This is a genomic window from Sphingobacterium sp. FBM7-1 (assembly GCF_020687765.1).
Taxonomy (GTDB): domain Bacteria; phylum Bacteroidota; class Bacteroidia; order Sphingobacteriales; family Sphingobacteriaceae; genus Sphingobacterium.
Genome location: NZ_JAJEWJ010000002.1, coordinates 122,885 through 136,811 on the forward strand (window position 1 = coordinate 122,885; position 13,927 = coordinate 136,811).

The 13,927-nt window shown below is 42.8% G+C and carries 10 protein-coding genes; 3 read left to right on the forward strand and 7 right to left on the reverse strand.

What is annotated here, in order from left to right; translation table 11 throughout:
- Positions 1-3 precede the first annotated feature (3 nt).
- The 7 genes from ilvN to LKO28_RS05220 all read right to left on the reverse strand — a co-directional run bounded on the left by ilvN (position 4) and on the right by LKO28_RS05220 (position 7,797).
- On the reverse strand, positions 4-594 hold the full coding sequence (gene ilvN, locus LKO28_RS05190; RefSeq protein ID WP_227693643.1) for an acetolactate synthase small subunit: 591 nt from the start codon (positions 592-594) through the stop codon (positions 4-6).
- Between the two features lie 11 nt (positions 595-605).
- Positions 606-2,348 carry a biosynthetic-type acetolactate synthase large subunit gene (ilvB, locus tag LKO28_RS05195; protein ID WP_227693644.1) on the reverse strand — a complete coding sequence of 581 codons (1,743 nt, stop codon included), beginning with the start codon at positions 2,346-2,348 and terminating at the stop codon, positions 606-608.
- 24 nt (positions 2,349-2,372) lie between these two features.
- Positions 2,373-4,073: a dihydroxy-acid dehydratase gene (ilvD, locus tag LKO28_RS05200; RefSeq protein WP_227693645.1), complete on the reverse strand. Its 1,701-nt coding sequence runs from the start codon at positions 4,071-4,073 to the stop codon at positions 2,373-2,375.
- A complete protein-coding gene (locus tag LKO28_RS05205; RefSeq protein WP_227693646.1) occupies positions 4,057-4,947 on the reverse strand; it encodes a branched-chain amino acid transaminase in 891 nt (296 codons plus the stop codon). Before LKO28_RS05205 ends, ilvD begins: the two co-directional genes overlap by 17 nt.
- A 322-nt stretch (positions 4,948-5,269) precedes the next feature.
- Positions 5,270-5,518 (reverse strand): ATP synthase F1 subunit epsilon, encoded by a 249-nt coding sequence (gene atpC / locus LKO28_RS05210; protein WP_227693647.1) that lies wholly within the window; start codon positions 5,516-5,518, stop codon positions 5,270-5,272.
- Between the two features lie 35 nt (positions 5,519-5,553).
- Positions 5,554-7,056, reverse strand: a complete 1,503-nt coding sequence (gene atpD, locus LKO28_RS05215) for a F0F1 ATP synthase subunit beta (protein ID WP_227693648.1) — start codon at positions 7,054-7,056, stop codon at positions 5,554-5,556.
- A 144-nt stretch (positions 7,057-7,200) separates the two neighbouring features.
- A complete protein-coding gene (locus LKO28_RS05220; protein ID WP_227693649.1) occupies positions 7,201-7,797 on the reverse strand; it encodes a hypothetical protein in 597 nt (198 codons plus the stop codon).
- Between the two features lie 247 nt (positions 7,798-8,044).
- Here LKO28_RS05220 and LKO28_RS05225 point away from each other — a divergent pair, with 247 nt between their 5' ends.
- From LKO28_RS05225 to LKO28_RS05235, 3 genes are read left to right on the forward strand one after another with little or no spacing between them, the layout of a single operon-like run.
- The gene (locus LKO28_RS05225) at positions 8,045-10,798 is read left to right on the forward strand and encodes a hypothetical protein (RefSeq protein ID WP_227693650.1); all 2,754 of its coding nucleotides are present in this window, start codon (positions 8,045-8,047) and stop codon (positions 10,796-10,798) included.
- 10 nt (positions 10,799-10,808) lie between these two features.
- On the forward strand, positions 10,809-12,344 hold the full coding sequence (locus LKO28_RS05230) for an MGH1-like glycoside hydrolase domain-containing protein (RefSeq protein ID WP_227693651.1): 1,536 nt from the start codon (positions 10,809-10,811) through the stop codon (positions 12,342-12,344).
- Complete coding sequence (locus tag LKO28_RS05235; protein WP_227693652.1) at positions 12,344-13,927, forward strand: glycoside hydrolase family 28 protein; 1,584 nt, start codon at positions 12,344-12,346, stop codon at positions 13,925-13,927. Before LKO28_RS05230 ends, LKO28_RS05235 begins: the two co-directional genes overlap by 1 nt.

The window sequence follows — 13,927 nt, forward strand, 5'->3', positions numbered from 1 at the left end:
AAACTACATGGTAAACACTCTTTGCTGCTGATCAAGATATTCGTTTCCAACAATATCCGGCGCAGGCTCTTCGCGTTCAAACTGTTTTATTTTTGTGTGGAATCCGGCACTGTTTTTAATGATCGCAATACGAGCACCACGCACAAATTCGATTAGACCATATTCGCCCAGCGCTGCGGTAAGACGGTCGATTTCTTCTCGATGACCAGCTGTCTCGAAAACTGTGTAATCATGTCGGATAACGACTGCAGAAGCGCCGTATTCCCGAAGTAGTCGCTCCACAGATGCTTTTTCAGCGATGACTTCGGTGGGAACTTTGTAAAGTGCCTGTTCTTGCCAGATCAACTCTTCATCCGTGTTGTAATAAGCTTTCAAAACTTCCACCTGTTTTTCGATTTGTCGGCAAAGCTTACGGACAACTTCTTCACTTTCTTGAATCAAAATAGTGAAACGGTGAATGCCCTCCACTTCGGACGGCGAAGTATTCAAACTTTCTACATTAATTTTTCTTCTGGAAAAGATGCCCGATATGCGCCCTATCATACCGATAGAGTTCTCGGTGTACAACGTAATGGTATATTCTTTTTTTTCCATTTCTTTGCTTTTTACTTTAAACGAATTTCCGATACGGAAGCACCTTGTGGAACCATTGGGAAAACATTATTTTCCTTACCTACCATAATCTCTAACAAATACGAGCCATCGTGGTCAAGCATCGTTTTTAGTGCGTGACGGAGATCATTACGGTCAGAAATTTTGTTTCCTTCAATATGGTATCCTTTTGCTACGGCGACGAAATCTGGACTCGTAATGTTTACGAAAGAATAGCGTTTATCGTTAAATAATTGCTGCCATTGACGCACCATGCCTAAAAACTCATTATTGAGAATGAGGATTTTTACTTTTGCACCAAATTGCATAATTGTCCCCAATTCTTGTATCGTCATTTGGATACCTCCATCGCCAATAACCGCTACGACGTCGCGCTCCGGAGCACCATACCAAGCACCGATTGCCGCAGGTAATCCAAAGCCCATTGTGCCTAAGCCACCCGAGGTAACATTGGACTTCGATTTGTTAAACTTAGCGTAGCGACAAGTGACCATTTGATGCTGGCCCACATCCGTTACAATAACAGCATCACCTCCCGTCAGTTCATTTAAAACTCGGATGACTTCGCCCATAGTCATAATATCTGATGTCGGATTCAGTTCATCCTGAATGACCTCCTGCACTTCTTTTTTCTCTAGTTCCCGAAATTCGGCCAACCAAGCACTATGGTCATGTTGTTGGATAAGCTGCGTAAGCAGAGGTAAAGTTTCTTTGCAATCGCCCCATACCGGAACAGTGGTAGTTACATTTTTATCTATTTCTGCTGGATCAATATCCAAGTGGACGACTTTTGCTTGTTTAGCATATTTGTCTAACCGACCGGTAACGCGGTCGTCGAATCGCATCCCCACGGCAATCAATACATCGCATTCATTGGTCATGACATTTGGGGCATAGTTTCCATGCATACCCAGCATACCCACATGTAATGGATGGTCTGTTTCCAAAGCACTTAATCCCATGACAGTTGTCGCAGCCGGAAAACCACCTTTTTCGATAAAATTTTTGAAATCCTGTTCGGCCTTACCTAAAATAACACCCTGTCCAAAAAGTACAAAAGGTTTTTTGGCAGCATTAATAATTTCGGCTGCTTTTTCTATATATTCTTTACGAACAATCGGCTTAGGTCTATAGCTACGCACATGATCACATTTCTCATAGCCCTTATAATCAAATAATTGTATCTGTGCGTTTTTTGTAATATCAATTAAAACTGGACCCGGACGACCGGTTTGCGCGATATAAAATGCTTTAGCCAATATGCTAGGGATCTCCGTAGCATCGGTCACCTGATAATTCCATTTGGTAACCGGCGTCGTAATATTGATCACGTCTGTTTCTTGAAAAGCATCTGTTCCTAATAAGGAAGCAAACACTTGTCCCGTAATACAAACGATAGGATTGCTATCAATCATTGCATCCGCTAGTCCAGTCACTAAATTAGTTGCTCCCGGACCACTTGTCGCGAAAGCCACGCCCACACGTCCAGACGTGCGCGCATAACCTTGAGCGGCATGAACGCCACCTTGTTCATGACGGACTAAAATATGGTTCAGTTTATCGTTATAATCGTATAACGCATCGTATATAGGCATGATAGCCCCTCCTGGATAACCAAATATGGTATCTACCCCTTCTTGAATCAAAGCCTCCAATACAGCCTGCGACCCACTTAATTGGGTATTAACAGCTGTTTGTGCTTGCTCCTTTGATTCTGCTTTTTCCAGTGTACTCATTTCGATAGTATTGAGGTTTTTGATTTACAAATCTGTTACGCAGCCTTGTGACGCATTGGCTACGGTTTTCGCATATTTATATAACACTCCTTTGTTTACTTTTAACGCTGGTTGTTCCCAGTTTGCCCGGCGGGCAGCAATTTCTTCGTCCGATAGTTTTACGTTGATCGTATTGTTTACCGCATCGATTTCAATAATGTCATCATCCTCCACCAGACCAATAAGACCACCCTCATAGGCCTCAGGCGTAATGTGCCCTACGACAAACCCATGGGTTCCACCGGAGAAACGACCATCTGTAATCAAGGCTACTGATTTTCCCAATCCTGCCCCAATGATTAATGAGGTAGGCTTTAGCATTTCGGGCATACCTGGAGCTCCTTTGGGGCCTTCATTTTTGATGACGACCACATCACCAGGTTTAACGCGACCCGAAGCAACTCCTTTTGCCAAATCTTGCTCTCCATCAAATACACGTGCGGTACCGGTAAATTTCTCGCCTTCTTTACCAGATATCTTCGCAACAGAACCCTGTTCTGCCAAGTTGCCGTACAAAATTTGAAGATGTCCTGTAGCTTTGATCGGCTTGTCTAGAGGTTGAATGATAGGTTGATTATAATCCATAATCGATTTAATACCAGCTAAATTCTCTGCAACCGTTTTTCCCGTCACCGTTAAGCAATCACCATGGATCAAACCTTCATCTAAAAGAAATCTCATGACCGCAGGCGTACCTCCGTATTGTTGTAAATCCTGCATTAAGAATTTTCCGGAAGGTTTGAAGTCCGCTAATACGGGAGTTTCATCAGACATCCGTTGGAAATCATCCGGCGTGATATCGACGCCGACTGCCTTGCCTATAGCAATAAAATGGAGGACCGCATTGGTTGAGCCACCCATAATGACAATCATTCGCATAGCGTTTTCGAAGGCTTTCCGCGTCATAATGTCGGTAGGCTTAATGTCTCTTTCCAAGAGGATGTGCATGTATTTTCCTACCTCCAAACACTCTTTCTTTTTTTCTTCGGATATGGCTGGGTTAGAAGAGGAATATGGTAAACTCATCCCTAGAGCCTCGATCGCCGAAGCCATCGTATTTGCCGTATACATTCCTCCACACGCACCAGCGCCTGGGCAAGTATGACGGATCACGCCATCATAATCTTCATCAGAAATAGTACCTGCAATTTTTTTACCTAACGCTTCAAATGCAGATACGATATTTAATTCTTCGCCTTTATAGTGACCTGGTGCGATCGTTCCTCCGTAGACCATAATAGCCGGCCGGTTTAATCTACCCATCGCCATAATAGCGCCTGGCATGTTTTTGTCACAACCAGGAATAGCGACCACACCGTCATAATATTGACCGCCACAGATGGTTTCTATACTATCTGCAATGACATCCCGTGACACCAGCGAATAGCGCATCCCTTCTGTACCGTTGCTCATGCCATCACTTACACCGATTGTACCAAAAGTGAGTCCCACTAAATCGTTGCTCCAGATACCCTGTTTTACCAACTGAGCCAGATCGTTCAAGTGCATGTTACAGGTATTTCCGTCATACCCCATAGAGGCAATACCTACTTGCGCTTTATCCATATCGGCATCCGTAAGCCCGATACCATACAACATGGCTTTTGCCGCAGGCTGTGTTTCATCTTGTGTAAAGATGCGACTGTACTTGTTCATAACACTTTTTTTGTCAGATGATGACTTCATAATTCTCTTCTTCTAAAACTAACTGTTTATATTTTCGCTGGATGGAAGCGCCAATAGTATGCTCCCAATCTTCTTTGTATACAATACCATCCACCTCTTTAATTCCAATGATTTCTGCCGCGGTACCACATAAAAATGCACTATCTGCGTCCTGGACATCTTTAATAGTAAGATTTTTCTCAATTACCTCAATATGTAGGTGTCTGCACAAATCTATTACTGTTTTGCGGGTGATTCCCGGAAATATATTACCAAGAGGTGGGGTGTAAAGCTTATGTCCCTTTTCAATAAATAAGTTCTCACTAGATGCCTGCGCTAAAAAACCATTGTGATCCAACATTAAAGCCTCATCAAACCCTTCGCGAATAGCTTCTGTCGATGCTAGAATTGCATTGATATATTGACCCGACACTTTTGCCTCTATATGAAAAGACTTTGGATGAAGACGTTGAACCTTAGAAGTGCACACACGAAGCAAGTTCTGTCCCAAATATGGACCCCATTCCCAAGCTGCGATCATGATATGGGCATCTTTCGCCGAGGTAAGATGCATATTCGAACCAGAGAAAACCAAAGGACGAATATATGCGGCACGTAGATTGTTTGCTTCTAATAACGCGTAAGATTTTTCAATCAAATGCTGATTGTTCCATAGGTAGGGGAGATTGATAGCTTCACAAGAGCGCTGTAAACGCGCGAAATGTTCCTCTGCTTTGAAAATTCTAGTTCCGTGATGCGTGCTGTAAGCTCTTAGCCCTTCGAAGGCACTATAACCGTAATGCAGCGACTGACCGAATAAATCTATTCCGGCGTCTGTGGCTTTCACAAAATCCCCATCCAAATAAATGTACGTGTCTTGATTATAATACTGCATACTGATCCCTTCCGTTTCGCTATGCTCAAGGTAAGGCTATTAACAATTTATTACAATAGCAAAAACAGGAAATTTGAAAAAGTTTATTGTTTTGATATTACTATTTGTGCAAAATATTATTCTGGCTTATATTTTTATAGTGGTTTTAAATTTTAGTGTAGATAGACTCGAATTAAAATCGGTATAGTTTTTAGAAAATGTAATTTTCGCTGATAAGCTCTAAATTCTTCTTAAAAAGGGGAGAAGCTAGCCGAAAGTTAGAAAAAAATAGCCCACAGTTAGAAACTGTGGGCTACCTTATTTAGAGGTGTTTTTTAACTTATTATTCTTCGACGATTCCCTCTGCTAAAACCGTAATATTATTATCCTTTGCTTCGACGACGCCACCCTTGATAACAAAAACAGTGTGACCTTGTGTACTTCGAATAATAACTTTTCCATCTTCTAAAGTAGATACGATTGGAGCGTGATCCTGCAAGATTTGAAAGGAACCAGCGCTGCCTGGTACCGTCACCGCCGTGGCGTCACCTTCGTAAGCTAATTTATCTGGAGTAATGATTGTTAGTTTCATGTTCGTAATATCTACACTTTGCACGGTGTGCTTAATTAAACGGCTTCCGCAAGTAATTTTTTGCCTTTTTCGATAGCCTCATCGATGTTACCCACTAAGTTAAATGCAGCTTCTGGATATTCGTCTACTTCGCCGTCAATAATCATATTGAAACCTTTAATGGTGTCTTTAATATCCACCAATACACCCTTCAAACCTGTAAATTGTTCTGCTACGTGGAATGGCTGAGATAAGAAACGTTGTACGCGACGTGCACGGTGAACCGTTAATTTATCTTCTTCTGATAACTCGTCCATACCAAGGATGGCGATAATATCCTGTAGTTCTTTATAGCGTTGTAAAATTTCTTTTACGCGTTGTGCGGTGTTATAATGCTCGTCGCCTAATACTGCTGGTGACAAGATACGAGAGGTTGAATCCAATGGGTCAACCGCTGGGTAAATACCCAACTCAGCGATCTTACGAGACAATACCGTTGTGGCATCCAAGTGAGCGAAAGTTGTCGCTGGCGCAGGGTCGGTTAAGTCATCGGCAGGTACATATACCGCTTGTACCGATGTAATAGATCCATTTTTAGTTGAAGTAATACGCTCTTGCATCAAACCCATCTCTGTTGCAAGTGTCGGCTGATAACCTACGGCTGATGGCATACGGCCTAAAAGTGCCGATACTTCAGAACCTGCTTGTGTGAAACGGAAGATGTTATCGATAAAGAAAAGAACGTCACGTCCTTGACCTTGTCCGTCTCCGTCACGGAAATATTCCGCTACGGTAAGTCCTGACAAAGCTACACGCGCACGTGCCCCAGGAGGCTCGTTCATCTGTCCGAAAACAAAAGTACATTTGGAATCTTTAAGTAACTCGTTGTCTACTTTATCCAAAGGCCATTCGCCTTTTTCCATACCTTCCATGAAGTGATCGCCATATTTGATGATACCTGACTCAAGCATCTCGCGCAACAAATCATTTCCTTCACGCGTACGTTCACCAACGCCCGCAAATACAGAAAGACCACCGTGTCCCTTGGCAATATTATTGATCAATTCTTGGATCAATACCGTTTTTCCTACACCGGCACCACCGAACAAACCGATCTTACCACCTTTAGCATAAGGTTCAAGTAAGTCGATTACTTTAATACCTGTAAATAACACCTCGGTTTCAGTAGATAGCTCTTCGAACTTAGGTGGTTCATTATGAATAGGGCGTCCGTTGGTTGTGTCTAATTCCTGGATACCATCGATGGCTCCACCAACGACGTTGAATACGCGACCTTTAATCTCTTCGCCAACAGGCATTTTGATCGGAGCGCCCGTATCAACTACTTTCATTCCACGTACCAAACCTTCCGTTGCATCCATTGCGATTGTACGAACGCGGTCTTCACCTAAGTGTTGTTGAACTTCCAGAACGATGCGTTGACCATTGTCTTTCTCAATGTACAAAGCGTCATAAATTTTGGGAAGATTGTCATTGTCGGCGAAGTTGACGTCAACTACGGGGCCGATAATCTGCGCTATTTTACCAATATTGGGCATATTATAGGAACTAAATATTTATTAATCAATTTACAGCGGATGTTTTAATACATCCGTATTTTGGAATGCAAAAATAAGCTATATCTTATTAAAAGCAAAACGCTTAATCGTAAATTTTTTTATTGCTTCCTCATTGAAACGATATTAAGTGTTCCGCTTCATCTGTTCATCCAGTAATTGGCGTTTAAGTTGTTGTTCCTTTTCTAAGGATTTTTTGCGCAATGCCTGAAGCTCTTCCTGCAGCTGATCTGAAGTCTTTTTAAACTCATTCGTGTCCACTTTTGCTTTCCTAAAGGAAGCTAACGTGATCAGAAACGCTAGTACAAAAACAATGATAATACTCCATACCATCGTGTGGTACGACCCTTTCGCAAAATCGATACCTAGAAATGAAATGGTATTTGTTTTATGCTGTTCGGCTTGTAGAGCAGTGTCTAATGTCGTTACCGAATCCCTTAAAGCGTTGATTGTACCTGTTGAAGACGATGAATTTGATTTAAGTGTCGCAATCTCATTTCGGTAATGCGTTATAGAATCCAAGACATTCCTTCGCACAATCTCTAGATTCGTTTTTCGAATAAGCTTAAAGTCGGCATTTTGGGATCTTGATAAATTATTCAGGTTGTTGAATTGTTCGTTTAGCGTACCTTCTTGAATGGCATAAGGCAACATCCGTTTGTTTTGTCCGAAAAGTGTAAGTGACGACATGATACAAGCTAAAAACAAGAGATTTTTTAACATAAGTTTTGAAATAACTAAAAATAATACGGCTTCATAGATGAAACGCTAAAGGTGGAAAATAAATAAGGGATTTGCAAAAAAATAAATAATTAGGCGAAAAGAAATGTACAATTATAAAGATGTTTACTGTAGTATTTTCTCCTCCATTTTGTGTAACGGACGTGTTATAAAAGGACGAGATGATAATATTGTGTAGTAATAAGATAATTATACAGAGGAAAAATTGCAATTTTAATAGTTGTTTTGAATGATGAAGTTTTTTGTGAAATATATTTTAGCGCTCTGTGTATGGGGGCTATTTACTTGGAATGCTTGGGGCGCGACGCCGATACGCGTGTTATACACTGAGGAAGCTGTTTCGAACACCCAACGCTTACAATATGCGGTGGCTAAAATGGTCGATGCCACGGGGGAAAAGTCTACGGAGTTTCGGTTTGGTGAAACTTCTCTACATCAGGGAGACCTACTGTTGGGCGTTCTCGGAACCTCGGAGCGATGGACTGAACTGATCCCAACCACTTTATTGGAAGGTTTGGAAGGTGCAGAATCCTTTATTGTGTATAGAAAGGAAGCAGGGGCGCCGTTGATTATCGTCGGGAAAGACGAGAGTGGCCTTCTCTACGGTTGTGAAGAAGCGCTTAAAAATGAATTTTATACGGATAAGCCCGTTACGTATAGCGATGCCCCAGAAATGGTTCTTCGTGGTACAGCTATTGGCTTGCAGAAAACGGAGTACTTACCTGGGCGTGATGTTTATGAGTACCCCTATACCGAATCGTTGTTCCCTTGGTTCTATGATAAAGAACTATGGAAGCAGTATTTAGATATGATGCTCGAGAATCGGTACAATACGTTGTATTTGTGGAACGGCCATCCTTTCTCATCCCTAGTGAAACTAAAAGATTATCCCTACGCGTTGGAGGTGGACGAAGAAACTTTTGCAAAAAACGAAGAAATTTATCGTTTTCTAACCGAAGAAGCCAATAAGCGCGGAATATGGGTCATTCAAATGTTTTATAACATTTTATTGCCGAAACCTTTTGCAGATCATCACGGGTTGAAAACCCAAGAGAGAAATCGGGTAATTACGCCATTAATTTCCGATTATACGCGTAAATCGATCGCTGCGTTCGTTGAAAAATATCCAAATGTAGGGTTGTTGGTCACTTTGGGCGAAGCAATGGAGGGGGTAGGTCAGGACGATATCGACTGGTTTACCAAAACTATTATTCCAGGAGTAAAAGACGGCTTGCAAGCTGTTGGGAATACGGTAGAACCCCCTATTATTTTGCGTGCACATGACACGGATGCACCTGCGGTTATGAAAGCGGCTCTCCCTATTTATAAAAATTTATATACCACCGCTAAATTTAACGGTGAAGCGCTAACGACCTATGAGACACGAGGGAAATGGGCAGAGTTACATCAGACACTAGGTAGTATTGGTACGGTCCATATACAAAATGTACATATTCTAGCTAATTTGGAGCCCTTTCGTTACGCGGCCCCCGATTTTATACAGAAATCTGTACAATCTATGCATGATATACATTTCTCTAACGGTCTTCATTTATACCCGCAAGCATCCTATTGGGATTGGCCTTATACGGCAGATAAAGCAGATAAGCGATTATTGCAGGTAGAAAGAGACTGGATGTGGTATAAAGCGTGGGCACGCTACGCGTGGAAAGCAGCCCGTCCCGAGCAAGAAGAGCAGGTCTATTGGGCAGCACAATTAAGCGCATATTACGGAATTTCGGAAACACAGAGCACGGCGCTGTTGCTGGCATTAGATGAAATAGGCGAGATATCTCCCAAAATTCTACGCCGTTTCGGAATTACGGACGGTAATCGGCAAACATCCTCGTTAGGTATGCTTATGACTCAGCTTATTAACCCTTATCGTTATGGACTCTTTACGCTATTGTACGAATCAGAAGCTCCCGAAGGGGAAATGATTATTGATTATGCAGAAAAGCAGTTCAAGGGCGAATCGCATGTCGGCGAAACACCGATTCGGGTGGCAGATGAGATTGTACGGCACGCTAATAAAGCCGTCCAAGCTATTCAAGGTATGCAGCAAGCAGCGAACAGAAATCAAGCGGAGTTTCAGCGTTTAATCAACGATATTTACATTCATCAAGCCTTGGCCGAGCATTATAGCTTCAAAGTTAAAGCTGCAATTCAACTGTTAGGTTATAAGTACACGCAAGATGTGGAGTCGTTGCGAAAAGCACTGCCTGATTTCCGGCAAAGTGTAGTCGCTTATAAAAAACTGACGACATTAACCACCGATAGCTATTTATATGCGAATAGTATGCAAACAAAACAGCGCAAAATTCCGATGCGCGGAGCCGATGCTACCTTCAAACATTGGAACGAGATGTTGCCCGTATTCGAAACGGAGTTACAAAACTTTGAATGGTCGATAGATTCGCTGGTAGCCACAGTCGGCCAACCCAAAGAAGAGCGTCAGTACCTCCGTGATAAAGCGGTGGAAGTGAAAGCCGATGTCTCTTATGCTGTTTTAAAGAAGGGGGCGAAGCTGCATTTAGATCAAGAGTTAGTTGTTACCCATCTGGCCAACGAACTGGAAGGTATGAAAGCAGTTATGATTAACTCGGAAGAACAGAAGCTCTACGGTACAACCCTACCGTTCGAAAGTGATCAGCCCGTAAAGGTTTTGGTAGGCTATTTTAATAACCCCGATAAAGTATTCGCGCCTAAGCCGGTATTGGAGATCGATGCATCCGCTAACGATTATGGACAGGCAGAAGCCAAGATTCGCAATGCCCTGCGTGTGCAATATATGCCCGTGTTAGATATTCACACCTATTCCTTTCCGAAAGGGAAGAATGAGCTGAAAATACCAAAGGGAGAAGCATTGATTCTTGGGTTTGTCGCGGATGATGAGCTTCAACATGCTTATAATGCAGATGTCGATAACCAAGGCGATGATATGGACGACCTCTTCGGTTATTATGAGGAAACTAAACTGTAATAGAATAACAATGACGATAAACAAACTTGCAAGTATGCTCCTGCTCCTAATTCCGGGGACATTAGCTGCACAGGGAAACCTGAACACGAAGCTTGAGAGCTATGTTGATAAATTTAATAGTCAGGACAACGAGGCTGTTATTAACAAGATTGATAATAAAAGCGCTGCAGCATGGATGAAAGATAACATCCCTTTGTTTGCCTGTCCAGACAGTGCAATAGAAGAAACCTATTATTTCCGCTGGTGGTCTTATCGAAAACACATTAAAGAAACGCCGGAGGGAACGATTGTAACGGAGTTCATTGAGCCGGTATCGCATGCCGGAAAGTATAATTCCATTAGTTGTGCATTAGGACATCATATTTATGAAGGAAGGTGGCTGCGGAATAGCGATTTCCTGAAAGAGTATGTCGACTTTTTTCTCTACCATGCGGATGAAGGTGAAACGAGACCCCGCTTTCACCAGTTCAGCTCTTGGTTACCTGATGCCCTGCTCGCCTATCATATGGTGGAAGACGACGAGAAGTACCTTCTTGAACGCTTGAATGATCTGGATAAGGATTATTTGAAATGGGAAGAAGAACGCCAACTACCGAGTGGCCTATTTTGGCAGCATGATGTCAAAGACGGTATGGAAGAGTCTGTATCGGGAGGGCGGCACGTAGAAAACCGGCGTCCGACCATTAATAGCTACATGTACGCAAATGCCCGCGCATTATCGACGATGGCCAAGATGGCAGGCAATGATAGCTTAAAGCGAAATTACGATACAAAAGCGGCGCATTTACAGACGCTCCTATTGGATTCGCTCTGGGATGAGAAGGATAGCTTCTTTAAAACCGGTTTGGAATCCGGAGAGTTGCATTCGGCGCGCGAAGCGATCGGTTTCATCCCTTGGGGGTTTTATGCTGTACCCGATAAGCGTATGTACGCAGAAGCCTGGTTACAAGTGATTGATACCGCTGGGTTTAAAGCTCCTTGGGGCTTGACAACCGCAGAACGTAGAGAACCTACCTTCCGTACACGTGGATCAGGACACAGCTGCGAATGGGATGGTGCGATATGGCCTTTCGCGAGTAGTCAGACATTGCGAGGTATGGCTAATTTCCTAGCGGATTACAAGCAAGGCAAACAGATTACGAAAGCTGATTTTTACGAAGCGGTTCAGCAATATGCCGCCTCTCATGTGATGGATGGTAAGGCATATATTGGTGAATACCAAGATGAGGTGACCGGCTTCTGGCTCAAAGGGGATAATCCACGTAGTAAATTTTATAATCATTCCACATTTGCAGATGTTATTATCCAAGATCTAGTTGGATTTAAACCACAGCTAGACAACAGTTTCGAATTAAAGCCGCTTATCCCAGAAGAGCAGTGGGATTATTTTACCCTACAGGGCGTGCCTTACAAGAATAAAATTGTGGATCTCTATTGGGATGCCGATGGCAGCAAGTACGGAAAAGGAAAAGGATTAACGGTATATGCAGACGGTAAACGTGTGGCACAATCAAAAAAATTGAAATCGATAAAAGTTAAATTATAATGATAAAGAAAGGAATTATTGTATTGGGGCTGTTGATAGCCACGATGGGCATGTCGATACAGGCACAACAGTTTTATAATGTATTGGAATATGGTGGGAGCAACGACAGTACCGGATTGAACACGGAAGCTATTGCTAAAGCAATTGACGCCGCGGCTGACAAAGGCGGCGGAACCGTTTATTTCCCAGCCGGAAAATACATCACGGGACCTATCCATTTTAAAAGTAATATCACACTTTTTATTGATGCAGGCGCAGAGCTACATTTCAGCGATGACTTCGATCATTACTTACCAATGGTAGAATCCCGGTGGGAAGGTACGGAGGTAACGAACTTTTCGCCATTAATTTACGGAACAGACTTAGAGAACATCGCAATCGTAGGGCGTGGTCTGATCGACGGTCATGGTAAGAAATGGTGGGGATATTCAGAAGTTACCATTCGGCAGCAAAAAGAGGGAGAAGAAACCAAATGGCAAAAAGAATTCAAGCGGCTAAATAAAGATGTTCTAGCTCCTGATCTGCCGGGTTGGGTAGAGCGCGGCTTCTTGCGCCCGCCGTTCATTCAGTTTTTACGCTGCGAGAACGTACAGATTAAAGACATAAAAATTCAGAATTCACCTTTTTGGACCGTAAATCCACAGTATTGCGATAACGTAACGATTGACGGGGTAACCATTTACAATCCAGAGTCCCCCAATACCGATGGTATTAATCCCGAATCCTGTCGCAATGTGCATATTGCCAACTGTCATATATCGGTAGGGGATGATTGTATCACCATCAAATCAGGTAAAGATCGTTCAGGTCGTAAGGTAAATATCCCGGCAGAAAATTATACGATCACTAATTGTACCATGTTGAACGGACACGGTGGTGTAGTCATCGGGAGCGAGATGTCCGGAGGAGTGAAGAACATCGTGATCTCCAACTGTATCTTTGACGGAACAGACCGCGGTATCCGCTTAAAAACGGCGCGCGGTAGAGGAGGTGTGGTAGAAAACATCCGGGTAAGTAATATTGTGATGCGTAATATTCGCGATCAGGCGATTGTACTAAATACACAATATGCTAAAACCGAACCCGAACCGGTGAGCGAGCGCACACCGCAGTTCAAGAATATCCACATCAGTAATATGAGTGGTACTACTAACCGCGTCATGCGGATACGCGGACTGGAAGAGATGCCGATTGAAAATATTAGCGTTAACAACATTAATATGCAAGCGAAGTCCGGCTTCGAAATAGAAAATGCTAAGCATATAACATTTAATAATGTCCAGGTAGACGTGGAAAATGAGCCGTTCTTACAGGCGAAAAACGTCCATGTACTGAACCTGACCAGTATCCAGAATAACACGCCAAAGGACGGTCGTCCCATGTTAGTGTTAGCAGACGTAACAGATGCGAATATACAGCAGAGTTTCCCAAGCGCCGGCACGGATACTTTTGTTGAACTTGTAGGAGACAACAATAAAGGCATTTTTATACACGGTAATAACTTTAATAACGTGCGGCAAACGGTGAAAGGTACAACGGCAGCTGCTATTGTAACCAACAACATCGAAGCACAAAAGAAATAA